Origin of the sequence: Marinobacter sp. CA1 (genome assembly GCF_020546665.1) — a bacterium.
Classification (GTDB): domain Bacteria; phylum Pseudomonadota; class Gammaproteobacteria; order Pseudomonadales; family Oleiphilaceae; genus Marinobacter; species Marinobacter xestospongiae.
In genome coordinates, this window is the sequence record NZ_CP071785.1 from 4,353,297 (window position 1) to 4,379,480 (window position 26,184).

At 60.7% G+C, this 26,184-nt stretch carries 18 protein-coding genes and 1 tRNA gene; 17 read left to right on the plus strand and 2 right to left on the minus strand.

Features of this window, described 5'->3' with window-relative positions:
• The first annotated feature begins 64 nt into the window (after positions 1–64).
• The 13 genes from J2887_RS19940 to J2887_RS20000 all read left to right on the plus strand — a co-directional run bounded on the left by J2887_RS19940 (position 65) and on the right by J2887_RS20000 (position 19,558).
• On the plus strand, positions 65–1,045 hold the full coding sequence (locus J2887_RS19940; RefSeq protein WP_227172872.1) for a helix-turn-helix transcriptional regulator: 981 nt from the start codon (positions 65–67) through the stop codon (positions 1,043–1,045).
• Positions 1,046–1,321: 276 nt separating this feature from the next.
• Positions 1,322–5,425 (plus strand): DUF4347 domain-containing protein, encoded by a 4,104-nt coding sequence (locus tag J2887_RS19945; protein WP_227172873.1) that lies wholly within the window; start codon positions 1,322–1,324, stop codon positions 5,423–5,425.
• Complete coding sequence (locus J2887_RS19950; protein ID WP_227172874.1) at positions 5,334–5,753, plus strand: choice-of-anchor U domain-containing protein; 420 nt, start codon at positions 5,334–5,336, stop codon at positions 5,751–5,753. The genes J2887_RS19945 and J2887_RS19950 overlap by 92 nt, the downstream gene beginning before the upstream one ends.
• A gap of 124 nt (positions 5,754–5,877) precedes the next feature.
• The gene (locus J2887_RS19955) at positions 5,878–6,579 is read left to right on the plus strand and encodes a phage tail protein (RefSeq protein ID WP_227172875.1); all 702 of its coding nucleotides are present in this window, start codon (positions 5,878–5,880) and stop codon (positions 6,577–6,579) included.
• 41 nt (positions 6,580–6,620) lie between these two features.
• The gene (locus J2887_RS19960; protein WP_227172876.1) at positions 6,621–8,738 is read left to right on the plus strand and encodes a DUF4347 domain-containing protein; all 2,118 of its coding nucleotides are present in this window, start codon (positions 6,621–6,623) and stop codon (positions 8,736–8,738) included.
• A gap of 175 nt (positions 8,739–8,913) precedes the next feature.
• On the plus strand, positions 8,914–13,506 hold the full coding sequence (locus J2887_RS19965; protein WP_227172877.1) for a DUF4347 domain-containing protein: 4,593 nt from the start codon (positions 8,914–8,916) through the stop codon (positions 13,504–13,506).
• A 68-nt stretch (positions 13,507–13,574) separates the two neighbouring features.
• Entirely contained in the window at positions 13,575–14,246 is a 672-nt protein-coding gene (locus J2887_RS19970) for an outer membrane beta-barrel protein (RefSeq protein ID WP_227172878.1), read from the plus strand.
• A 217-nt stretch (positions 14,247–14,463) separates the two neighbouring features.
• Positions 14,464–15,234, plus strand: coding sequence for a metalloregulator ArsR/SmtB family transcription factor (locus tag J2887_RS19975; RefSeq protein ID WP_227172879.1), 771 nt, complete (start codon positions 14,464–14,466; stop codon positions 15,232–15,234).
• Positions 15,235–15,244: 10 nt separating this feature from the next.
• Positions 15,245–16,285 carry an ACR3 family arsenite efflux transporter gene (arsB, locus tag J2887_RS19980; RefSeq protein ID WP_227172880.1) on the plus strand — a complete coding sequence of 347 codons (1,041 nt, stop codon included), beginning with the start codon at positions 15,245–15,247 and terminating at the stop codon, positions 16,283–16,285.
• Entirely contained in the window at positions 16,282–17,010 is a 729-nt protein-coding gene (gene arsH, locus J2887_RS19985; RefSeq protein WP_394373294.1) for an arsenical resistance protein ArsH, read from the plus strand. Before arsB ends, arsH begins: the two co-directional genes overlap by 4 nt.
• Before the next feature lie 20 nt (positions 17,011–17,030).
• Entirely contained in the window at positions 17,031–18,035 is a 1,005-nt protein-coding gene (locus tag J2887_RS19990) for an ArsJ-associated glyceraldehyde-3-phosphate dehydrogenase (RefSeq protein ID WP_227172881.1), read from the plus strand.
• A 1-nt stretch (position 18,036) separates the two neighbouring features.
• Positions 18,037–19,287, plus strand: coding sequence for an organoarsenical effux MFS transporter ArsJ (gene arsJ / locus J2887_RS19995; protein ID WP_227172882.1), 1,251 nt, complete (start codon positions 18,037–18,039; stop codon positions 19,285–19,287).
• A gap of 28 nt (positions 19,288–19,315) precedes the next feature.
• Positions 19,316–19,558, plus strand: coding sequence for a Rho-binding antiterminator (locus J2887_RS20000; RefSeq protein WP_227172883.1), 243 nt, complete (start codon positions 19,316–19,318; stop codon positions 19,556–19,558).
• A gap of 146 nt (positions 19,559–19,704) precedes the next feature.
• On the opposite strand, the gene J2887_RS20005 is transcribed toward J2887_RS20000, so the two are convergent.
• Positions 19,705–19,778: transfer RNA gene (locus J2887_RS20005), tRNA-Gly, on the minus strand.
• Positions 19,779–19,911: 133 nt separating this feature from the next.
• Here J2887_RS20005 and J2887_RS20010 point away from each other — a divergent pair.
• The 4 genes from J2887_RS20010 (at position 19,912) to J2887_RS20025 (ending at position 25,279) form a co-directional block, all read left to right on the plus strand.
• Positions 19,912–22,305, plus strand: a complete 2,394-nt coding sequence (locus tag J2887_RS20010; protein ID WP_227172884.1) for a diguanylate cyclase — start codon at positions 19,912–19,914, stop codon at positions 22,303–22,305.
• Between the two features lie 131 nt (positions 22,306–22,436).
• Positions 22,437–24,161, plus strand: a complete 1,725-nt coding sequence (locus J2887_RS20015; protein WP_227172885.1) for a potassium/proton antiporter — start codon at positions 22,437–22,439, stop codon at positions 24,159–24,161.
• A 145-nt stretch (positions 24,162–24,306) separates the two neighbouring features.
• Positions 24,307–24,780 carry a L,D-transpeptidase family protein gene (locus tag J2887_RS20020; protein WP_227176181.1) on the plus strand — a complete coding sequence of 158 codons (474 nt, stop codon included), beginning with the start codon at positions 24,307–24,309 and terminating at the stop codon, positions 24,778–24,780.
• A gap of 217 nt (positions 24,781–24,997) precedes the next feature.
• A complete protein-coding gene (locus J2887_RS20025; protein ID WP_227172886.1) occupies positions 24,998–25,279 on the plus strand; it encodes an Lpp/OprI family alanine-zipper lipoprotein in 282 nt (93 codons plus the stop codon).
• A 100-nt stretch (positions 25,280–25,379) separates the two neighbouring features.
• Here J2887_RS20025 and J2887_RS20030 read toward each other — a convergent pair whose 3' ends face one another.
• The gene (locus J2887_RS20030; RefSeq protein ID WP_227172887.1) at positions 25,380–26,177 is read right to left on the minus strand and encodes a slipin family protein; all 798 of its coding nucleotides are present in this window, start codon (positions 26,175–26,177) and stop codon (positions 25,380–25,382) included.
• Positions 26,178–26,184 lie beyond the last annotated feature (7 nt).

Genomic DNA, 26,184 nt, shown 5'->3' on the forward strand with positions numbered 1-26,184 from the left:
TGGGCCTTCAATCTCAGAGCATCGGGCACCCAAACGGGTGCTGACGTCAGTGGCTGGAGTCGGGATGAAGCAACACAGTTCAAGGATGACCGCGCCGGAGCTGGAGGCAGCGTGGGATTTTAAGGGCACCGAGTTTTCGCTGCCACACCACTCTGGCACCGGTTGCATGCAGATCGCTCAGCTTCCCCAGGACGGCAAGCTGTACTGCTCCGAGTACCGGGTGATAAACGACTGCCAGGTGGATACCGCAACGGACCCGGTACAGCTTCCCCAGTTGCTGTGCTCCCAGGTACTGCTGTCCGGCCAACTGGAGCTGGAGACACCGGATGGTCGGCGGCACGCCAACACGCCCAACCGGGCCCTGCTGATGCGCCTTCATCAACCCGGCTCCCGTTTGCATCTGCCCGGCAACCAAGTCATCCGTCACGTCGGTGTGGCGCTGCCCTTGCACCACGAAGGCCTCGTCGCGCCGGAGCTGACTGCCACATTATCGGATTTCCATCACTGCCAGAGCGACTCCCTGGTACACGGGGTGCCCTGGAGCAAACGCACCCGCAGCCTTGCCACCGAGCTGTTTCAGCTAGCCGCTGCAGCGGAGCAACCCGTGCTGCCGCTACGCCGGGATGGCCTGGCCCGCTGCTTCCTGGCCAGCCTGCTGGAAGACTACGGCAACCATCAGTTGGGGCATGTGGCACCGGATGAAGCCGCAAGCGTATGGGAGCAGCAAATCATCGCCCAGATCTGCGACTACATTTCCCGGCAATTGGCCACACCGCTGCGTAGTGACGATCTCGCGTTGCACTTTGGACTCTCTCGCCACCGTCTCAATGACCTGTTCCGGAGCCTGGTCGGCCAGTCAGCCAGCGACTATATCCGTGAAAAGCGCCTCACCACCGCCCGCGAGCAGATCGAAACCCAGGGCCTCCCCGTCAAAGTCGCCGCCCACAACGTCGGCTACCGCCACGTCAGCAACTTCACCAACGCCTACCGCCAGTACTTTGGGGTCACGCCCGGGCAAAGCCAATTGAGTGCGATTCAGCAATAGCCTATAGCGACCATCGACCCGATACGGCCGACAAAAATGATAAGGATTGCCAAAAATCATAAATCAAACCGATTGCACCCCTGACCTAATAAACTGAATATGAGCGATATTTTGGCCTGGTGAAATCATCTGTTGCCCCTAATGTTCAGATGCCCTCCAGTCAAGGTCAAACCAGACACCACCGTGCGCTTCTCCGAACAACAACCATAGGGGAAAGGGAGCCCGCAGGCGGTAGATATCTATTTTCTTTGTGCGGCAGTTGTCCCAGAGGTATCCATGGCGATCTCCAATAGCAGTCAACGATCAACCGATCACCGTCAGCTCATAATTATCGACAGCGCAGTGGCAGATCAAACAACCTTACTGTCCAATCAAGCGCCCGGGACAGACTACCTGGTCATGGAACAGGGAGATTCACTGGCGTTTCTGGCGCAACAGTTAAACGCCTACCAGGACCTGAACGCGATCCATCTGATTTCTCACGGCGGTGAGGGCAGTCTTTATCTTGGAAATGAGCAGCTTACGTCCGCCACACTGGACCAGCATGCGACGTTTCTGCATTCGATTCGGGACGCATTGGCAGACGATGGTGATCTGCTGCTCTATGGCTGTGACGTGGCCTCCGGTGATCGCGGTCTGACGTTTTTACGGGACCTCTCCCAACGAACCCGGGCAGACATTGCCGCCTCCGACGACACGACAGGGAACGGTGGTGATTGGTTGCTGGAGCAGCATACCGGACGCATCGACACTGGCGTAGCAATCAGCGATGGCGCTCAACAGGCCTATCAGTTCAGCCTCGCCACGTTCGATATGACGGCGCCATCGGGCCCGACCAAGCAGTACAACCAAACGGTGGACACCGTCACGATGACGGTGTCCAGCCCAGGTGATCTTATTTCATCCGGTATCGGTGACGGTGCGGGCTCAACCGGGCAAACGCTGATCACCCAGGGCAGTGGCGGCAACCTCACGGTCACTTTTGACGCTCCCATCAGCATCTCCAGCCTGGCTGTCGGTAACTTCAACACCAACAACCAGCGGGTGGTCATAACGCCCAATTCCGGCAGCGCCGTTACCTCGAATACCCTGGCAAACCAGACCGGCGAAACGGTCACGGTCAATTTCACCAATATTACGTCGTTTACCGTTGCCTTTGAGAGCGGGGCGGCCTATCAGGGCATTCTCGATACCATCGTCTTCACTGCCTCCGCCAATCCGGCACCAGATATCTCCGGCACATCGTCCAATCAGGCGGTGAACGACAACAGCACAGTCACACCGTTCTCCGGTGTCACCATCAGCGACAACGACAATGTCTCGGTGACAGTCACCCTGGATGACCATAACAAGGGCGTATTCACAACCGGCTCCCTCTCAGCGTCAGGCTTCAGTGACAACGGAGGAGGTACCTACTCGCTGGCCAGCACCTCGGCCGTCAATGCCCAGGCCGCCATTCGCCAGCTTGTCTTCGACCCGACGGATAACCGCCAGGCACCAGGGGCAACGGAAACCACCACCTTCACTCTTGCCGTTAACGACGGTTTCAGGGATACGGTTGATACCACCGCGTCCGTGATGTCGACCTCGGTCAACGACAGCCCCAGTGACATCAGCCTCAGCAACTCAGCCATAGCCCACAGTGATGGCCAAAGCAACGTGACCGTCGGTACGCTATCCAGCATTGACCCGGATACCGGAGAAAGCTTCAGCTACAGCCTGGTCAGTGGCAGCGGAGATACCGACAACAGCCGTTTTTTCATCGATGGCAACGTATTGAAAGCCAAAGACCCTACCGCGATGGCCGACGGCAACTACTCGGTCCGTATCCAGACCGACGATGGCGAGGCCCAGTTCAGCGAGGCTCATACTATTCAGGTCACTGACGATACCCCGGCCGAGGTCACTGCCATTTCCCTGGCTAGCAGTCCTGACCTCAACGCCGACACCGTCACATTCAACGTGTCGTTCAGCGAGGTAGTGAACAACCTTTCTGCAGACGACTTCGTCCTAACTACCGTTACCGGTAACGCCACCGGCACAATCAGCTCGGTTTCAACATCCTCAGGCAACTCCATTAATGTGACTGTCAACTCGATTGCTGGCGATGGCAGCTTTCGCCTCGATTTGAAGAGTAACTCTGACATCACTGACAGCCGTGGCAACGGAAACGGCAACAATGGCTACACCCCTGATTACCAGGCTGGGGATCTGCATACCGCCGACCGGGTGGCTCCAGATGTTGTCGGTGTAACCAGCACTTCACCCGATGGTGGTTACGGAGTTGGCGACACCATCACACTCACCGTTAATTTCAGTGAGGCGGTGGCCGTTACCGGTGCGCCCGAGTTGTTGCTGGAAACCGGCACCACCGATCGGACTGCCACCTACAGCAGTGGTTCTGGCACCGATACCCTCTCTTTCACCTACACGGTACAGGCTGGTGATCGCAGTGCTGATCTGGACTATGTATCAACAGCCGCTCTCAATCTGGCCGGCGGCACCATCAAAGACCTCGCCGGCAACGACGCCTCTTTCACCTTACCAACCCCGGGCAGTACGGGCTCACTGGGCGCCAACGCTGAGCTGGTGGTGGATACCGCCGGACCAGAGATTCTGACGGTGGCCATTGCGGACGTGGCGATGAAAGTCGGCGATGTGGTCGAGGCAACCATCACGGTTACCGATGATCAGGGCGATCACTACAGCGGTCTGAGCGGCACAATCGGTGGCTTTAACCTGTCCAACCTGAACCGAGTCGATAACACCACCTACACCGCCCAGTTCACCGTGGCGGAATCTGGTACCGATGTGGCGGCGACGGACGATCTCCCGGTCTCCCTGACCCTCGCCGATACCCTGGGTAATCGTTCCGCCACCTTTGACACACCGATCAGCCAGGCCAATGATGCTCTGGATGCCAACTCACCAGCCGCTTCGGCCCCACAACTGGAGGCCACTTCCGATTCCGGTGTCAGCAACACAGACAAAGTAACCAACCTGGCCACGGCAACGGTTGGTGCGAGCTCAGCGGAAACCGGCGCAACGGTGTCCGTGCGTGTAGCCGGACTTGAAGTTGGCACCACCGTCGTGGATGGCACAGGTCACTGGCAGTACCAGTTTGGTGCGGGCGACCTCACAGAAGGCGACAACACCATTAACACCGTGTTGCTGGATGCGGCGGGTAATACCAGCACGGTGTCAGCAGACTTCACCATCACCCTGGACACCATCGCGCCCACCGCCGCCGACGATACCGGCGCCACGGTCAGCGAGGATGCCGGCATGGTCGCGTTGACTGGTGTCAGCAGTGGCCACGACAACCTCCTGGGCAATGATACCGACGCTGTGGCGATCACCGCCGTCAACGGAATGACAACAAACCTAGCCAGCGCCACGGCAGGCAACAACGGCGGACTGTTCACCATTCTGGCCGATGGCAGCGCCAGCTTTGACACCAGCAACGAATTTGATCACCTGACCTCCGGCGAAACCCGCACGACCGAAGTCACCGTGACAACCCTGGATACCGCAGGCAATACCAGCGATGCCACCTTGCTGGTGACGGTGGAAGGCATAAATGACGGCCCCAGCCTGGCTACCAATACTGGCTTCAGCGTCCAGGCCAGACGCAGCATTACCTTCACCGATGCACAACTCAACGAGGGCGATCCGGACGACGATGGCACCGAGGTCATCTACACCCTCAATACCCTGCCAAGCTCAGGCAATCTACGCCTAGAAAATACCACCCTGGCCGCAGGTGACCAGTTCAGCCAACAGGATATCAACGACGGCAAAGTCAGTTTCCTGGCGGGCAATCGACGCGGCAATGTCGAACTGGATTTGACCATCAGCGACGGCGGCGAAGACGGCACCACGGGCAGCGTGGAGACCGTTTCCATCACCGTCACCTCACCGCCCCCACCACCTGCGCCCGATCCCACCCCCGACCCAGGACCCGTGCCGGAGCCACAACCCGATCCGGACACCGATGGCGATGGCATTCCCCAGGACGAAGAGGCCGGCGTGCCCTCCCTCAATGGTGACGGCGTGGGGGATGGCAATGGCGATGGCATCACCGATACCGAGCAGGGCAACGTTGCCTCGTTGATCTTTGGCGTGGGGGGGGCATGGCAATGGCGATGGCATCACCGATACCGAGCAGGGCAACGTTGCCTCGTTGATCTTTCTGGAATCGGACCGTGCCGAATCCGATCCCGATGGGGTACCGGAGATCTACCTCACCCTGGCCGCCGTCAGCGCCGAAAGCGCCCTCAAGGACCTGGTGCAACTGAATGCCCCGGAAGACCGGCCAGACGACCTGGAGATGCCCCTGGGGCTGCTGAGCTTCGGTGCCGAGCTGGAACAAGGCAGTGACAGCGCCACATTTGAGCTGTATCTCAACGGCGATCTCAACATCAACGGCTACTGGAAGCAGGACAGCGACGGTGACTGGGTCAACCTCGCCAGCGAGGCCTACGGTGGCAGTGTCAGTCAGGTCAACGACCGCCTGCTGCTCACCTTCACCATTGAGGATGGCGGCCAGTTCGATGACGACGGCCAGGTCAACGGCGTGATCACCGACCCCGGGGCGCCGGGCTTCCGTGCTCCGGAACCGGAACCTGAGCCCGAACCGCCGACGCCGCCAGGAGCCTTCGATGGCCTGCCGGTGGACACGTTCTTCGATTGGTTTGAGATGGGTTAAAGCCCCATCAAACAATGGACCAAGAACAACAGACCAAGAACAACGACTGTCGAATAAAATCCAAAAAAGTGCCTGTGCTTCTATGCCCAGACACCGTCAATAAACGTGCGAATGGAGCATTCCAATGAACAACCCGACTTCCCGCAAGCTCGCCCTGGGCCTGGGGCTTACCGCCGCCCTGCTCGGTTCCAACAATGCCCTGGCAGGCTGTAGCATAGATCCGATGATAGGTTCCATCTGCATGGTGGGGTTCAACTTCTGCCCCCGAGGCTTTCATGAGGCAGACGGTTCACTGATAGCCATCTCATCGAATGCCGCGCTTTTCTCCCTGCTAGGCACTACCTACGGCGGCGATGGCCGCACCACCTTTGCTCTGCCGGACCTGCGTGGCCGTACACCCGTTGGATTGGGGCAGGGCCCAGGACTAAACGGGACGATTACCCAAGGTCAAAAGCTGGGACAGGAGTCTGTCACCCTGGGCCAGGACAACATGCCCATTCACGCCCACGGCGCCACCTTTGTCGGCGACGACCAGTCGGCGCCCGTCAATATTCCCGTGTCTGACCGCTCCGCAAGCAACAGCACGGTGCCAACGGCCAGCCGCAACCACCTCGCGGTGTCCACCGGCGGCCCGGGGGCTGCGGCCATCTGGTCCGACACGTCGAGCCAGATTGCCAGTGTCGGTGGGGCGACCACCAACATCACGCCTGGCGGCCAGATAACAGTCAATAATGCTGGCGGCAGCGTGCCCTTCAACAATCGCCCGCCTCAACTGGGCGTTCGCTACTGCATTGCGCTGCAGGGCACTTTCCCATCCCGAAACTGATGTCACCCGGGGTAAACAGCCCCAGGCTACGGAGAGCAAACATGTTGTACCGTCACGTAACGGTGATCGATCCGGCGTTGGCCGATGCACAGACACTGGTCAACGCCGCCCATCAGTTGGGACACACCACCCTCATTCTGACCCAGGATGAGGCCAGCCTGCCGTCACTGGTCCAGCGGCTGGAAAACCTTGGCCAGATTGATGCGTTGCACGTCCTCTGCCACGGTGAGCCGGGGCAGGTCCGGCTGGGCAACACCCTGATTTCGCCAGCAAATATTGATGCCCTTGCGCCTTCGCTACAGCGGTTAGGCGCCTGCGTTGAAGAGGCGATCCTGCTGTACAGCTGCCACACCGCTTCAGGCCCGCAGGGTCAAGAGCTTTTGGCTCGCCTGGGCAACCTTCTGGGCACGACCGTATCCGCCTCCAGCACGGCCATTGGTCACAGCACACTGGGCGGAAACTGGATTCTGGACCAGTCCACGGGGCCGCACAGCGCACAGGCTTTATCAATTCCCGGCTACGCTGGGGTGCTGGCAACCACCCTGACCTTCAGCGCCGATGAGAGTGGCTGGGATGCTCAGGCCATGGCCGTCGATGGCGAGGGAGGCAGTACCGACTTCCCAGGCATGGAACTACAGATATTCAACATCAGCGATGCCGCGGGCACCAAACTGGACCATATCAACTGGTATGGCGCCGATACGTTCTACGCTGACGATGGCTTCCACGGTGTCACCATTGACTGGGACAACCATAGTGGCGAATGGGCAGGCATGGCCATCCAGAGCGCGGATGGCGCCGAATTCCAGCTGCAATCTTTCGATTTCTACGACTGGGGCAGCTACCCGCGACAGGGCGAGAACGTCACGGTCATTGGCTATCGGGATAACGTGCAGGTCGGCTCACAGACCTTTACCTCTAATGGCGATAACAACCGCAAGAGTGTTGCCATCACACCGTCGACAGGCTTCGAGGCGGTCGATGAGGTGCGTATTGTGTTCGAAGACGGCGCGGGCTACATCGCTCTCAACAACATCACCGTCGACGTAGCAATCCCACCCAATACGGCACCGACCGCCAGCGACGATAACCTCAGCATCCGCTACAACGGCAGCCACACCTTCGCCCTCGCCGACTTCGGCTTCAGTGATGTGGATGGCGACACCCTGCACCACGTCACCATCAACACCGTGCCCACCAGCGGCAGCCTGACTCTGGATGGCAACCCAGTGAACAATGGCGATACCATCTCCGCCATGGATCTCTCCGGTGGCAAGCTGGTGTACAGCCCCGCCAGCGGCGCCTCCGGCAACGGCTACGCCAGCCTGGTGTTCACCGTCAACGACGGCACCGTGGATGCCGCCGGCAGCAATACCCTGACTCTGGACGTGGGTACCCCGCCGCCGCCACCGCCGCCCCCAACACCCGATCCGGAACCGGAACCCGACCCTGAACCAGAGCCCGACCCTGACCCCGAGCCGGAGCCGGAGCCGGAGCCACAACCCGATCCGGACAGCGACGGCGATGGCGTTCCTCAGGACGAAGAGGCCGGCGTGCCCTCCCTCAATGGTGACGGCGTGGGGGATGGCAATGGCGATGGCATCGCCGATACCGAGCAGGGCAACGTTGCCTCACTGATTTTCCTGGAATCGGACCGTGCCGAATCCGATCCCGATGGGGTACCGGAGATCTACCTCACCCTGGCCGCCGTCAGCGCCGAAAGTGCCCTCAAGGACCTAGTGCAACTGAATGCCCTGGAAGACCGGCCTGACGACCTGGAGATGCCCCTGGGGCTGCTGAGCTTCGGTGCCGAGCTGGAACAAGGCAGTGACAGCGCCACATTTGAGCTGTACCTCAACGGCGATCTCAACATCAACGGCTACTGGAAGCAGGACAGCGACGGTGACTGGGTCAACCTCGCCAGCGAGGCCTACGGTGGCAGTGTCAGTCAGGTTAACGACCGCCTGCTGCTCACCTTCACCATTGAGGATGGCGGCCAGTTCGATGACGACGGCCAGGTCAACGGCGTGATCACCGACCCCGGGGCACCGGGCTTCCGTGCTCCGGAACCGGAACCTGAGCCCGAACCGCCGACGCCGCCAGGAGCCTTCGATGGCCTGCCGGTAAACGACTACTTCGACTGGTTCGATATGGGATAGATTCGATATTCGCCAGACATTTGCAACAACTCCGAGGTCAAAACGTTTATTTGGCTATCTAATCAGGACTTTCTAGTCTGTAATCAATCATTACAGGGAAGAGCCTACCTTGAGCATGGAAACACGCTCTCCTCTATCCCGCCCCAAAAGCCGCCACAGCCCAATCGAGGAAGCCATGGCCAATAATCAAGGTACCACCAACCAGCTGTTTGTCATTGACAGCGCCACGCCAGACATCGAAGCCCTGATAGCGGGCCTCCCACCAGGCGCGGAGTACTTGATTCTCGCGGCCGGCGAGGGCTTGGAGGAATTGGCAGGCCAACTTGCCGATTATCGGCAGTTGGAGGCGATTCACCTGCTGTCTCACGGCAAAGAAGGCGCCTTGGTTCTGGGGAAGGAGACTCTGACTTCAGAGTCCCTACCCCAGTATCAAAAGGCCATGGCCGCGATTGGCGACCGTTTGACCGAGAACGGAGACATCCTGCTTTACGGGTGTGAAGTCGCCGCGGGTGACGTTGGCAAATCTTTTATTGAAGAGCTGGCCCGCTGGACCAAAGCCGACATTGCCGCCTCAGAAAACCTGACCGGCTCAGATCAGTTGAATGGCGACTGGGTTCTCGAAGCTTCCGTTGGGCAGGTTGAAGCTCCTACGTTCTCGATGAGTGACGACTACAATTACCGGCTGACGCTTGATGGTGCAACAGTCGAGCAAGTGGAGTTGGCCACAAGCACCGTTGTCGTCGACTCAGATGACGATCTAACCGGTGCGTCTGCCACCTACGATGTCGAGTTCAACCTCAGTCCCAGCGTAGAAAACCTATATGCCGATATTGATGCAGGGCAGATTACTATCGCCGGCAGGAATGGCACGTTCATTAACATCGACGAGATCAATTTCAATTTTTCTGGAGGCAGTTTAGATCAAATCACCGCTGTGACCTTAAACTCAGCGGAATCCACAGCAGACAGTTTGGAAGGGACTGTTACCGCGAGCTTCACGTCAAATTCAATAACCCTGGAAGGATTGAATGGGGCGGTTTTCTCGAACACCACCACGGTGCAATCCATTGTCTTCGACATCACCACCACAACGACATCGAGTGCGCCAACCCTCACCAACGCCACCTACAATGCCAGCACCGGCTCACTGGTCGTTACCGGCACAGACTTTACCGCCACAGCCGGCGCCGCAAATGATGTCGATGCCTCCAGGTTCACCCTCACCGGTGAAGGTGGTGAGACCTATACTCTGACGGATACTGCCGATGTTGAGATCGACTCAGCAACCCAGTTCACCCTGTTACTATCGGCAACCGACAAGGCTGCCATCAACCAGATTCTGAACAAGGACGGCACCAACGCCACCGACGGCACGGCATTCGACCTCGACGGCGCAGCGGGTTTTATTGCTGACAGCGCAGCCACCGCCGATACCGACGCCAACGGCGTGACGGTCTCCAACGTCGCAGCCCCCACAATCTCATCTGCGACCTACGACTACAGCACCAACACGCTGGTGGTCACTGGTACCGGTTTCCTGAAGGCGTCCGGGGCAGCCAACGACATTGACGTCAGCAAACTGACGTTTACCGGTGAAGGCGGGGCAACCTATACCCTGACATCCTCCAGTGATGTCGAGATTACTGACGGAACGTCGTTCTCAGTCACTCTTTCGGGCGCTGACATCAGCGCTGTTGAAAGCCTGCTGAACAAGGACGGCACCACATCTGCCAGCAGCGGCACAACCTACAACCTCGCCGCAGCGGAAGACTGGGCCGCAGGGGCGGATGCTGCCGTGACCGTGGCCGACACCACCGGCAATGGCGTTACCGTTTCCAACTACACCCCGCCCACACTGACCAGCGCCACCTTTGACTGGAGCAACGGCCAACTGGTGCTGACCGGGACCAACTTTGTGTCAGCAACCGGCCCCAACAATGACATTGACGTTTCCACGTTGGAAATCTTTGGTGAAGACGGTGTTAGCTACGCCCTGACCAGTACGGATGTGGACATCACCTCAGCCACTCAGGCGACGGTGGCACTGAATACCACGGACCTGCTTCACGTGCGAGGCCTGCTGAACAAAAACGGCACCACATCAGACGACAACACCACCTACAACCTGGCGGCGCAGGACAACTGGATGACCGGTGCCCCCGCCAGCAATGACATTGCCGACGCCACCGGCAACGCAATCACTGTCTCCAATGTCAGTCTGCCCACCATCACCGCTGCGACCTACGATTCTGACAGTGGCGTTCTTACCGTGACCGGGACCAACTTTGTCCATCGAACCGGCGCAGCAAATGATGTCGACATCTCTACCATCACCCTGACAGGCGAAGGCGGCGCCTACACACTCACCAGTGCCAGCGACGTGGAGATCAGTTCGGACACCAGCTTCACCCTGACACTGAGTGGTGCTGATAAAACCAACGTGGACACACTGCTGGACCAGGCCGGCAGCACCTCTAGCGGAGGCACAACCTATAACATTGCGCTGGCTGACAACTGGCTGACCGGTGCCGCCAGCTCGCCAGACATCGCCGACACAACCGGCAATGGGGTCACGGTGCAGGTTGCTCCCAGCATTGCGACCGCCAGCTACAACGCCACTGCTGGCACCCTGGTGATCACCGGAGCCAACATCCAGGCCAACGGCGGCGGCGCGGACATTGATGCCTCAGCCTTTACCCTCAGCGGTGAGGGTGGTACGACCCACACCCTGACAGACACCGCCGATGTCGAACGCACATCCATCTCCGGCTTCACTTTGAACCTGAGTACCGCTGATCAGGCGGCCGTGGCCCAGATCCTCAACAAAGACGGCACCACCTCCACTGGCGGCAGTACCTTTAACCTCAGCGCAGCGGACGACTGGAACACCAATGTCCTCTCCGGAGACACGTCGGACCTCAGCAACCCCGTCACGGTCTCTGACGTCCCGGTGCCAACACTCGTCAGTGCGACTTACGATGCCAGCACCGGCACCCTGGCCGTCACCGGTACGCATCTGTCAAAGCGGGATGGCAGTGCTGATATAGATGCCTCGATGCTGACCCTGACGGGCGAAGGCGGTATCACCCACACTTTGAGCGATACCTCGGATGTGGAAATTACCTCAGACACCAGTTTCACCCTGACCCTGAGTGCGGCAGACCGCGAAGCCCTGGGGCTGATTCTGAACAGCGCCGGCACCGCAGCCACTGGTGGCACCACCTACAATCTGGCGGCCGCCGAAGACTGGGCCCTGGGAGCCGACGCAACGGTAACCATCGCGGACCTGACCGGCAATGGCATCACCGTCAGCAATGTGCAGACACCCACCATTACTTCAGCCACCTACCATGGCCCCACAGGAGTACTGACGGTAACCGGCACCAACTTTGTTCAGCTGAGTGGCGCCAATAACGACATCAATGTCAGTCAGCTATCGATTGTTGGTGAAGGTGGCCAAAGCCGCGCACTAACCAGTGGCTCGGTCGACATCACCTCCGCCACCTCATTCAGCGTGACCCTTAACACAGCTGACCGCACGGCCCTGGCGACACTGATCAACAAAGACGGCACCGCAGCCACCGACAATACCAGCTACAACCTGGTTGCCAATGAAGACTGGGCTGCAGGTGCTGCTGCGGCCGTCACGGTTGCGGACCTGAGCGGCAATGGCATCACCGCGACCCTCAACACCGCTCCTACCGCCAGCGATACCGTCGAGTCAGTGCCATACAACGGAGGCTATACCTTTACCGCCGCGGATTTCGGTTTCAGTGATGCCGATGGTGACACCCTCAGCCACATCACTGTAAAGACCCTGCCGACCGCCGGCAGCCTGATGCTCAACGGTACGGCGATTACTGTTGCAGACACCGACATATCCCTGGCCCAGCTCAATGCTGGCGAACTGGTGTTCAGGCCCGCCTCTGGAGGCAGTGGCACCGGTTACGCCAGCTTCGACTTTACGGTGAACGATGGCAGCGAGGATTCGGTCAACAGCCACGCCGTAACCCTGAACGTGGGCAACCCACCGCCGCCTCCACCACCCCCACCCACGCCTGATCCGGAACCAGAGCCCAACCCCGAGCCTGATCCTGATCCGGAGCCAGATCCCGAACCGGACACCGATGGCGATGGCATTCCCCAGGACGAGGAAGCCGACGTGCCCTCCCTCAATGGCGATGGCGTGGGGGATGGCAATGGTGATGGCATCGCCGACTCTGAGCAAGGCAACGTTGCCTCACTGATTTTCCTGAAATCGGACCGTGCCGAATCCGATCCCGACGGGGTACCGGAGATCTATCTCACCCTGGCCGCCGTCAGCGCCGAAAGTGCCCTCAAGGACCTGGTGCAACTGAATGCCCCGGAAGACCGGCCAGACGACCTGGAGATGCCCCTGGGGCTGCTGAGCTTCGGTGCCGAGCTGGAACAAGGCAGTGACAGCGCCACGTTTGAGCTGTACCTCAATGGCGATCTCAACATCAACGGCTACTGGAAGCAGGACAGCAACGGTGACTGGGCCAACCTCGCCAGCGAGGCCTACGGTGGCAGTGTCAGTCAGGTCAACGACCGCCTGCTGCTCACCTTCACCATTGAGGATGGCGGCCAGTTCGATGACGACGGGCAGGTCAACGGCGTGATCACCGATCCGGGAGCACCGGGCTTTCGTGCGCCAGTACCGGAGCCTGAGCCCGAACCGCCGACGCCACCAGGAGCCTTCGATGGCCTGCCGATGGACACCTACTTCGACTGGTTTAACCTTGGATAACAGCTATGTTTAGAAACATCGGCCCGGACACAGGCCAGGAAACAACTAATGAAAACAGGACGAACCCCATGAAACTTTCCATTCTCGCGATGTCCACCTTGCTGCTGGCGGGCACGGCCCAGGCTGGCCCTTACCTGGTGCTGGAAGCTGGCCAGGCTCGGGGTGATTTCGATCTGAACGACTTCAAGGCCTTCAACCAGTCCGTCATTGATGCCGGCGGCACCGCCAGCCTGGACGACGATGACACCGACACGGCCCTGAGCCTTGGCGGCGGCTACCGCCTGAACAACCACTTTGCGGTAGAGCTGGCCTACATGGACCTGGGCGAATACAGCGCCCGCTCCGACACCCAGGATACCGTCGACGGTTTTGACCGCGAGCGCACCATCGAGGAGCGGCTGGAACTCAGTGGTCTGGCCCTGCAGGCCATTGGCCGCTGGCCTATCAACAACCTGGCCCTGGAAGGCAGCGCCGGGCTGATCCGTCTGGACCAGGACGGCAGCGCCCGTGCCGAGGGCCAGACGTTCGACAACTCCGGCACGGTGGTGGATTCCCAGTCCACCCGTAGCAGCGCAGACGACAGCGAGACGGTCCCCATGTTCGGCGTGGGCGTGAGTTACCAGTTCACCGACCAGCTACAGGCGCAGGTGCGCTACCGCCGGATGATGAACATCGACTCCGACCTGCAGGACGAGTACGACCTGGACCTGTTTACCGCCGGGATCGGCTTTCACTTCTGATCACCCTCAACCCTGCCGGTGCCCGCCGGCAGGGGCATAACCCGCCCCGTCTTCGAGCACTCTCCCGCTCCACTTCCGCTCTCCCCGCGCCAGCAATTCTGTCGCTGACACCCTATCGCCCCGGCCTCACCGGCGTTATCGACTCAGGGTTCCTTTTTTCCGCATGAGGATATAATATAATCGGCATATTAATTTTCTGGCATATTTGGATTAAGACATGAGCAAAAAGCGACGGGTACTCTTTGTCTGCACCGCCAACAGCGCACGCTCGCAGATGGCAGAGGCCCTGCTGAGATCCATCGCCGGTGATCAGTTCATCGTCGCCAGCGCTGGCACCGCACCGACCACCCCTCACCCCCTGGCGCTGCAGTGCCTGTCGGACGCTGGCATCGACAGCACCGAGCTGCGGGCCAAATCGATCAGTGAGGTCAGCCAGGAGCACTGGGATTACGTCATCACCCTGTGTGACAAGGCCTCACGAGAGTGCCAGCCGATGGCGTCGATGGGACAGATGATTGCCTGGGACTTCCCGGACCCGGTACCCGGTAACCGGCCCTCGGGGTTTGCGCTGGTGATGAAAGAACTGCGGGAACGAATCAGCCTGTTTGTGCTGGTCCACCAGAAAGACAGTCACCGCCCTATTCATTACCCGCCTGCCGGCGTGTTCAAGGCTCTGGGGGATGACAACCGGCTGGCGGCGCTGTTGTTGATCCAGCTTTATGAAGAGCTGTGTGTCTGCGAACTGACTGCAGCCATGGAACTGTCCCAGCCGCGAATCAGCCGATTTCTCGCCCAGTTGCGGGAACAGGCGCTGGTGGAGGATGAACGGCGGGGGCAGTGGATTTACTACCGCCTGCATCCAGCACTGCCGGACTGGCTATTGACCACCCTGCACGCCGCCGCTGCAGAAAACACCAGCGTCCTGGCGCCCATGACCCAGCGCCTCGACGCCATGCCCAATCGCCCCGCCCGTACGGCCTGCCAGTAGGAGCACAACCATGGGACTGTTTGAACGATTTCTCAGTGTCTGGGTCGGGCTGGCGATCATTTTGGGGGTGACCGCCGGTCATCTGTTCCCGGGCCTGTTCGAGGCTGTTGCTGCATTCACCTGGGCCCAGGTGAACCTGGTGGTGGCGGTGTTCATCTGGGCGATGATCTACCCGATGATGGTCCAGGTGGACTTCGCCGCGCTGCGGGACGTTCGGCGGGAGCCCCGGGGGCTGTGGCTGACGCTGTTGATCAACTGGCTGGTCAAGCCGTTCACCATGGCGGCCTTGGGCTGGCTGTTTTTCCGGGTGTTCTTTGCCGACTGGGTGGCGCCGGAAACAGCCAACGAATACATCGCCGGCATGATCCTGTTGGGGGTGGCCCCCTGCACCGCCATGGTGTTCGTGTGGAGCCACCTAACCCGGGGCAACGCCAGTTATACCCTGGTTCAGGTATCAATCAACGACCTCATCATGATCTTTGCCTTCGCCCCCCTCGCCTCGCTGCTGCTGGGGCTGTCCGACGTCACTGTACCCTGGGACACCCTGCTGCTGTCCGTCACCCTGTACGTGGTGTTGCCGCTGATCGCCGGCGTACTCACCCGGCGCTACCTGCTGGCGCAGGGGCGTGACCGGCTGGACCGCTGGCTCGCCCACAGCAAGCCCACTACCATCCTCGGGCTGCTGGCGACGGTGGCGCTGCTGTTCGGGCTCCAGGCTGATCGCATCCTCGAGCAACCCCAGGCCATCGGGCTGATTGCGATCCCGCTGCTGATCCAGAGCTACGGCATCTTCTTTATCGCTTACGGCCTCGCACGCACCCTGAAGCTGCCCCACAACATCGCCGCTCCGGCCGGGCTGATCGGCACATCCAACTTCTTTGAGCTCGCCGTGGCTGTCGCCATCAGCCTGTTCGGGCTCACCTCCGGCGCCGCCCTCGCCACCGTGGTGGGAGTGCTGGTGGAAGTCCCGGTGATGCTGTCGCTGGTGGCCTTCGCCAATCGGACACGGCACTGGTTTCCTGAACCCACGCCTTTGGAGGCAACGTCATGACACGCCTATTCCCCTTGGCGGCACCAAACCACTGTCCCAACCTCGACATGAGTCGTTTGGATCTGTCCATTCCCGCCTTGCCCGGAGGACCGGATCATCCACCTCGTGTCTTGTTACTCTATGGGTCCTTACGAGCCCGCTCCTATTCACGCCTGGTGGTAGAGGAAGCGGCCCGAATACTCAACCTGCTAGGGGCGGAAACCCGCATCTTCGATCCAAGCGATCTGCCATTGCCTGACCAGATCGAGAACGATGATCACCCGGCTGTGCAGGAGCTACGCGAACTGTCTCTATGGTCGGAGGGCCAGGTCTGGTGCAGCCCTGAACGCCATGGCCAGATCACCAGCGTGATGAAGGCACAGATTGATCACTTACCCCTGTCAATGGGCGGCATTCGCCCCACCCAGGGTAGAACCCTGGCCGTAATGCAGGTCTCGGGAGGCTCCCAAAGCTTCAATGCGGTCAACACCCTACGACAGCTAGGGCGCTGGATGCGGATGGTCACCATCCCAAACCAATCCAGTGTACCCAAGGCTTATCAGGAATTTGATGAAGCCGGCCGGATGCTGCCTTCGGCGTTCTATGAACGCATTGTTGATGTCATGCAGGAGCTGGTCCGGTTTACCTGGTTACTGCGGCCTCACACCGAACAGCTGACCTGTCGATACTCGGAAACCCAGCCCGACACCTTTAACCGGGAACAGGCCATCCTCACCAACCTTTAACGAATCCAGGAGCTCTGACAATGACCACACTCAAAGTCGGTATTAACGGATTTGGCCGCATTGGCCGCCTGGCGCTGCGCGCCGCCTACGACTGGCCGGATGTCGAGTTTGTCGCCATCAACGACCCCGGCGCCAGCGCCGGCCACCTGGCTCACCTGCTGAACTTCGACAGTGTCCACGGGCGCTGGCAGCATCAGGCTGACAGCGATGACCAGGGGCTGGTGATCGGCCAGCACCGAATTCCGGTCAGCCACCATACGGCGATTGCCGATACCGACTGGTCCGGCTGCGACGTGGTGATCGAGGCCAGTGGCAAAATGAAAACCGTGGAGCGCCTGAACGGCTACCTGGACCAGGGCGTTAAACGGGTGGTGGTGTCGGCTCCGGTCAAGGAAGCGGGCGCCAAGAACCTGGTGATGGGGGTGAACGACCACGAGTTCGATCCCGCCAGCCACCGCATCGTGACGGCAGCGTCCTGCACCACCAACTGCCTGGCTCCGGTGGTCAAGGTGATCCACGACAAGCTGGGCATCCGCCACGGCACCATCACCACCATTCACAGCCTCACCAACACCCAGACCATTGTCGACGCCCCCCACAAGGACCTGCGCCGCGCCCGCGCCTGTGGCAGTTCGCTGATTCCCACCTCCACCGGCTCGGCCACCGCCATCGTGGAGATCTTCCCGGAACTCAGGGGACGGATTGATGGCCACGCGGTGCGGGTGCCCCTGACCAACGCCTCTCTCACCGACTGCGTGTTCGAGGTGGAGACAGCGACCGATCGCGACACCGTCAATCGCCTGCTGCAGGAAGCCGCCGAAGGCGAACTGGCGGGCATTCTCGGCTATGAAGAACGCCCGCTGGTGTCCATCGACTACCGCACGGACCCACGCTCCGCGATCATCGATGCCCTCTCCACCCTGGTGGTCAACGGCACCCAGGTGAAACTTTACGCCTGGTACGACAACGAATGGGGCTACGCCAACCGCACCGTTGAGCTGATGCGCAAGGTGGGTGCTGCCTGAGATGAATGCCGCCATCCGCCAGTACCTGGTTATCACCGGTAACTACTGGGCCTTCACCCTCACCGATGGCGCCCTGCGAATGCTGGTGGTGCTGCACTTTCACCAGTTGGGCTACTCACCTCTGGCCATTGCCCTGCTGTTCGTGTTCTACGAGTTCTTCGGTGTGGTGACCAATCTCGTGGGCGGTTACCTGGGGGCCCGGCTGGGCCTCAACCGCACCATGAACATCGGCCTGCTGCTGCAGGTGCTTGCCCTGGGCATGCTGGCGGTGCCGGCTACCATGCTGACGGTGCCCTGGGTGATGGCGGCCCAGGCGCTGTCCGGCATCGCCAAGGACCTCAACAAGATGTCCGCCAAGAGCGGCATCAAGCTGCTGGTGCCCGGGTCGGAACAGGGCAAGCTGTACCGCTGGGTGGCCATCCTCACCGGCTCCAAGAACACCCTCAAGGGCATCGGCTTTTTCCTGGGGGGCGCCCTGCTGGTGGCAACCGGTTTTCAGGGTGCGGTCATCGCCATGGCTACCGCGCTGATGTTGGTATGGCTCGCCAGCCTGGTGCTGTTGTCCCAGGAACTGGGCCGCAGCAAAGCCAAGCCCAAGTTCACCGATGTGTTTTCCAGCAGCCGGGCCATCAATGTGTTGTCGTTCGCCCGCCTGTTTCTGTTCGGCGCCCGCGACATCTGGTTTGTGGTGGCGTTGCCGGTGTACCTCCACACCGGGTTTGGCTGGGATTTCTGGCAGGTGGGTGGCTTCATGGCGTTGTGGGTCATCGGCTACGGCGCTATCCAGACCCTGGCCCCGACGCTGACCCGCCGAACCGCCCAGGGCCTGCCGCAGCGGCGTGTTGCCGTTATCTGGGCCATGCTGCTGGCGGGCCTGCCAGCCGCCATCGCGCTGGGGCTGGGCCATGGCGGGCAGGATCAGATCGTACTGGTGGGCGGCCTGTTGTTGTTCGGCGCCGTGTTCGCCATCAACTCCTCCCTGCACAGCTATCTGATTGTCAGCCTGGCCCGCGCCGACGGCGTCTCTCTCGACGTGGGGTTCTACTACATGTCCAACGCCATGGGCCGTCTGCTGGGCACGGTGCTGTCGGGCTGGATGTACCAGGCCTACGGCCTGGAGGCCTGCCTGTGGGTATCTTCGGCGATGCTGGTGGTGGCGACGGTGGCGGTGGCGCGGTTGCCGAAGAATCTGGCCAGAGAGACTGGGGAATCGTATCCGGGCCGGGCTAAACCAACGTGTAAAAGCCGTTGAACACAAAGAGAGGTGCGCCAGAGACAGTATGAACTGTGACCAGCACGACTATATCGAGATAGCCTGCACCTTCGGCCTGCGGGTCCGCTTGTTGCTGGCCAGTGGCGAATGGACCGAAGGTGTCGCCCTCGATACCCGCTACAACCAGTTAAGACAGCATTGCCTGTACCTGAAAACCCATGTCGGTGAGCGGGAAATCACGCTGGATTCGATGGTGCGGATGACGGCCGTCACCGATAACCGGTATTTTTCCGATGTGTTTTTCAGCTAGCGCCGGACCTGGAGGTAGGTTGAATACGATCGCCATAGAGGCTCTGGACAGGCGTTTTTACAGCGAAGGGCCACAAGGCTGGCGTCAGGGTAGCAGGCGACGCCGCTAACGCCGTCATCACTCTCCGAGCACCCCATAACGGGTTATGGAGCGGGTGAAGGGAATCGAACCCTCGTATGCAGCTTGGGAAGCTGCCGTTCTACCATTGAACTACACCCGCATCTGGGAGGCTCTGGCGAGACTATAGTCAGCCGGGGCACAATCTGGCAAGGACGTTGTCTGCCTGGGCGACGGCAGGCGGGTGGTTGTTGTGCAATACTGACAACAGTCGCCATTTCCGGGGAGTGGTTGCAGTGATCCTCACTCGCGTCAACCGGGAGCTCTTCACCTATGGATGGCCTGTTGTTCTTGTCTTCGCTGTCGGCTTGCTGCTCACCGCCTACCTGACCCAACGGGTAGAAGAAGCAGAAGCCCGCCTGGCGACCTCCCGCTTTGCCCAAGTGGCCCAGCACCGTATTCAATTGGTGGAACAGCGCTTCCACAGTCAAATGCGGGAACTGGAGCAGCTTCGCCGCTACATTCACCTCGACACCCAACTGACCCGACAGCGCTTCTACGACTTCAGCCACTCGCCGGAAGGCATCGAACGGGCCGCCGGCTGGGTGGAAAATCTGCCACGCTCCGCTGTCGACACCTACCTCGCCCGGATGGAACTGGAATACGGGCCGGCGTTCCGGCTAACACCCTTCACCCCGTCGGATGAGGAAGACCGTTTGCGACTGTATCCGGTCACCTACCTCAGCACCCTGCTGGAATCCGACCGCGTGGGCGAGGACATCCGCCAGGCGCCCGGACGCCAACGGGCGATGGACCGGGCACTGATCACCGGCGCCACGGTGGTTCTACCGCAGCCGGCCACAACCGCCGGTAACCGGGAAGCAGCCATCATGCTGCTGGCACCGGTATTCCATCCCGCCACGGGCGAAGCCGTAACCGAACGCCACTTCGGCACCCTGCGGGGGTTCGCCTATCTGCAACTGCGACTGGCCAGCCTGGTTGGCAGTGTCACCCGGCCGGATTCACTCGCCCCCACCGCCACCAGTGAGCGGCAGGTCATCGACCTGTCAGTAACCGACATCAGTGAACGGGAAAGCCCTGGCCTGCTCTACGCTACCGATGAGCACAGCCTGCCGTCAGAGATCCAGTTCAGCCAGGAGCTGGAGCTGGCCGATCGCACGCTGAGACTCACCGCCACGCCAGCGCAACCGGAGGCCTGGCGCGCCGGCCCCACTGCACTGGTGGTATTCGCCATCGGCTCGGTCGGCGCCACGCTGGTGGCAGGCTATCTGGCGTTGTTGCTGTTTCAGCGGCGGAGGGCTGAGCGACTGGTGCGCCAGCGCACCGAAGCGCTGGAGGAAGCCAACGCTTACCGCAATGGCCTGCTGGCGTCCGCTCAGGATGTCGCCGTGATCGCCACCGACACCGACGGCATCATTACCCTGTTCAGTGCCGGCGCCGAGAAAATGCTGGGGTTCCGGGCTGAGGAAATGGAAGGCCGGACTCCGATGACCCGCCTTCACCCGGCGGATGACCTCGAGCAGTGGCATCAGCGCCTGAGCCAGCAACTGGGCCGTACCATAGACGAACGCCAACTCTACCCCGCGGCCATTGAGGCCGGGCTGTACAATTCCCAGCACTGGGAATACCAGCACCGCAACGGCGAACGCCGCCAGGTCCAGCTCACCTTCTCCACCATCTGCAATGGCACCGGTGAGGTGCTGGGTTACCTCAGCGTTGGCGTTGACCTCAGCGACTATGTCCGCACCCGTAAAGCTCTGGAGCACAGCGACCATCTGCTACGGGACCTGTCGGCCGAAGTCCCCGGGGTGATTTTCCAATTCCTGATGCGTCCCGATAACAGCAGCTGCTTCCCGTTCATCAGCCAGGGCGTGGAACGGGCGTTCGAGCTGACGGTGGACCAGGTCCAGAACAGTGTTGAACTGCTGTTCGAACGTATCCATCAAGACGACCGGGCCGCCTGCTTCCAGTCCCTTCGGAAATCCCGGCAACAGCTCACCCCCTGGGTGCACGAGTTCCGGGTGCAATTGCCTGAACATGGTATCCGCTGGTTGCTGGGAGAGTCCCGACCGCACCAGCCGGATGACGGCTGCACTGTCTGGAATGGCCACATCAGCGACATCACCAACCTCAAACAACTGGAACTCCAGCTCCGCGAGCAGGCTACGGTGGACCCCCTGACCAAGGCCTTCAATCGCCGTCACCTGCACACCCAGTGGCAGCAGGCCATTGCCCGTTACCGACGAACCGGGATTCCACTGTCGCTGATCATGCTCGATATCGATCATTTCAAGGTGATCAACGACACCCATGGCCATGATGCCGGCGACGAAGTACTGGTGCGTCTGAGCTGGCTGCTCAACCACGAAGTCCGCAACACCGACATGGTCTACCGTCTGGGCGGCGAGGAGTTTCTGGTGGTGTGCGAAGACACCGATCTGCAGGGCGCCCGCACCCTGGCTCAGTCCTTGCAGCGCAAGCTCAAGGCCAGCCCGATGCCATTCGTCGGCCGCATCACCGCCAGCTTCAGTGTCACTGAGGTGAACGCCACAGAGTCGATGGACACCGCTTTCAAGCGCCTGGACAACCTGCTCTACCGGGCCAAGCGTAGCGGTCGTGACCGCATCGTCTGCTCGGAGATCAGCCACCGTTCGTCCCACCCGGGGTGATGGCCACAGAGTCCGTAAGGGATTACCCCTCAGGCACTTAGCGGCTCCTGGCCGGTTTGGTATCATCAGAGGTCTACCGAGCCCGGCGGATGCGTTGTCACGCCGCAGGCCTGCCAACCACCGGAGACGGCATGGATTCCCTATTGATCCTCATTGGTGCCCTGATGCTGGTGATCAGCATCGTTCTCAGCCCCCTGTCGGCCAGACTGGGGATGCCAGTGCTACTGATATTCCTCATCGTTGGCATGCTGATGGGCGAAGACGGCGCCGGAGGCATCCGTTTTGACAACTTCGAGCTGGCGTTCCTGGTGGGCAATCTGGCGCTGGCGGTGATTCTGCTGGACGGCGGTATGCGCACCCGCGCGGATACCTTTCGGGTCGGTTTGCGACCGGCGCTGATGCTGGCCACCGTCGGGGTATCGATTACCGCCGTCGGCGCCGCTCTGGTCGCCCACTGGGTGTTCGGCCTGCACTGGATTGCCGCACTGCTGCTGGGTGCCATCATCTCCTCCACCGACGCCGCCGCGGTGTTTTCGCTGTTACAGGGACGTGGTCTGCACCTCAACGAACGGGTCAGTGCAACGCTGGAAATCGAATCCGGCAGCAACGACCCAATGGCCATCTTTCTCACCATTATGCTGGTGACCCTGGCGTCGGCACCCGACAGTGGCAGCGTTGGCCAGGCCCTGCTGATTCTGGTCCAGCAGTTTGGCATCGGCGCCTTGATGGGCGTGGCCGGCGGTTACCTGATGGTGGCTGTCACCAACGCCATGCGCCTGACGCCATCGCTGTATCCGCTGCTGGTGGCCGCCTCCGGCATGACGGTGTTTGCCGCCACCCTGGCGCTGGATGGCAGCGGCTTCCTGGCGATCTACCTGGCCGGCGTGATTCTCGGCAACAAACCGGTGCGGATGATGCCGATGATCCTGCAGGTTCACGACGGTCTGGCCTGGCTCGCCCAGCTGTGCCTGTTCCTGATTCTGGGCCTGCTGGTCAACCCTTCGGAACTGCTGCCCCTGGCTGGCGGCGGTCTGGTGCTGTCACTGGCACTGATCTTTGTGATTCGTCCGCTGGCGGTGATGGCCACACTGTGGCCGTTCGGCTTTAACCGCCGTGAACTGGGCTTCATCAGTTGGGTGGGTTTGCGGGGGGCGGTCCCCATCGTGCTGGCGCTGTTCCCGGTGATGGCAGACCTGCCGGAAGCCTGGCGGCTGTTCGACATCGCCTTTTTTGTGGTCCTGGTGTCACTGATCGTACAGGGCACCACCATGGCACCGCTGGCCCGCAAGCTGCGGCTGGAAGTGCCGGCGGGTGAAGACCCGTACCGACGGCTGCCGCTGGACGTGGCCGCTGCCGGCGATCATGAGCTGATGCTGTTCCCGCTACGGGGCGAAGCCTGGCAGCAGCCCCGGCCACTGTCGGCGCTGAAACTGCCTCCCAACACGGCGATCGCCGGGGTTTTCCGGCAACGCCTGTGCCACGCGCCGACGCCCGACCTGGAGCTGACCTCCGGCGATGTGGTCGCGGTTTTCTCAGAACCGGAGCGACTCACCGAGCTGGGCAAGGTCCTCAGTGGTCGTCACGCGCCCCAGCACCTGGCGGAACGGGCCTTCTTCGGCGATTTTGTGCTCAATGGCGACGCCCTGCTGGGCGATGTGGAGCAGGTCTATGGCATCGAGTTCGACGAGCTGCCGCCAGAGCTGTCCCTGGCCGAGTGCTTTGCCCGCCGAACCAAAGGCCACCCGGTGGTCGGCGACAAGGTGATCCTGGGACCGGTGATCCTGGTAGCCCGGGCTACGGACGCCGATCAGGTCACCAAGGTGGGGCTGAAAATGGACCCGCAAATTACAAAATGACGCTTTCGCCATCTTCGCCCTGACATTCTCTCTATGATATAAAAAGTTCCGGAGACAGATTACTGATTGTTAAGGATTGGCTTTGCGTCCGGGATTCCTGCTTTTCAGCCCGCTCTGGGCACTACTACTGACACTCTTGGCGCCGATGTCAGGCCAGGCATCGGAGCTGACGACGGCTGCACTGACGTCGGCACCCACGGTGAGCCAGGTACTGGTGCGCAAGGAAGACCGTCGTCTGTACCTGATGGCGGGGTCGGACGTGGTTCGAAGCTACCGCATTTCTCTGGGCGACAACCCCGTTGGTCACAAGCTCTACGAGGGTGACGAACGAACACCCGAAGGTCGCTACACCCTTGACTGGCGTAACGAAAACAGCGACTTCTACAAGTCCATCCACATTTCCTACCCCAACGACGAAGACCGCAGCCTGGCAGCAGCCTGGGGGCTGGACCCGGGCGGCAGCATCATGATTCACGGCCTGCCCAACAATGCCGGCGATCTGGCGTTTGCCTACATTGGCCTGGACTGGACCGACGGCTGCATTGCCGTCAGCAATGAGGAAATGGAAGAGATCTGGCAACTGGTGGCGGACGGCACCCCCATCCATATCCTGCCCTGATCAGCTAACCGCACTGTCATCAATGCTTCAGAAAGGTATTAAGTTGCTGTCATCACCGATAAACTTTTGTTGTTACTGAGTTAACATTTTAACCTTGAGTGTTTTACACTGATTCACGATTCCGGTTGTCGCAGCCCCTGTGCACGAACCAACTGGATGTTGGCTATACTGACTTCCGAGATTTCAGGAAGTAACCCGACCAATGAGAGGAATTGATATGCGTAAGTTGACGATCGCAGGGTTCGCACTGGCCACCGCTCTGACTGCTGGTTGCGCCACCACCGACCAAGCCGCCATCGATGAAGCCGCTGCCAACGCCAGCTCCGCCGAGCAGACTGCCAGCAACGCCATGAGCACCGCCAACAGCGCTGCCGCGGCTGCCCGCTCTGCCCAGCAGACAGCGGAAGAAGCTCTGGCCGCAGCCCGTGCTGCCCAGCGCTCTGCCGACGAGGCCAACGAGCGCGCGCGTCGCATGCTGCAGCGCGCCAGCCAGAAGTAAGAGCTGCCTCTTACCTGGGAACAGCCCCGGAAAGCCCCAACCGGCGATTGAATCGACCGGTCTGGCGAGCTTCCCGGGGCTGTTTTTGTATCAGCCGCCGTTATCCTCCGGTGGCGCCGTCTTCTTCCGATGGCTTTGCTGGACCGCTATCGCCACGCTGGAACGCCGCCAGCACATCCAGCGGCAGTGGGAACACAATGGTCGACGCATTGCCGGTGCTCATGTCCGACAGCGTCTGCAAATACCGCAACTGCATCGCGCCCGAATCCGCTGCCATCACCTGGGCCGCTTCCACCAGCTTGCGGGACGCCTGCAGCTCCCCTTCGGCGTGAATCACCTTGGCCCGACGTTCCCGTTCTGCCTCCGCCTGACGCGCAATCGCCCGGATCATGGACTCGTTGAGATCGACGTGCTTGATCTCCACGTTCACCACCTTGATTCCCCATTCCTCGGTCTGGGCATCAATGATCTCCTGGATATCGGAGTTCATCTTGTCGCGCTCCGCCAGCATCTCGTCAAGGTCGTGCTTGCCCAACACCGACCGTAGCGTGGTCTGCGCCAGCTGACTGGTGGCCGAGGCGTAGTTCTCCACTCGGATAATGGCCCGCTCCGGGTCCACCACCCGGAAATACAGCACGGCATTGACCCGAACGGTGACGTTGTCGCGGGAGATCACATCCTGACCGGGCACATCCAGGGTGATCACCCGCAGGTCCACCCGCACGATCTGCTGAATGCCGGGAATCACGATGATCAGCCCCGGTCCTTTCACCCCCTGGAACCGCCCCAGGAAGAACACCACGCCCCGCTCATACTCCGGCAGGATCTTGATCGCCGAGGCGATGATCAGCAACAGCACCACCGTGGGTGCCACGTAGGGAATCAACTCACCAAGCATATTGCCT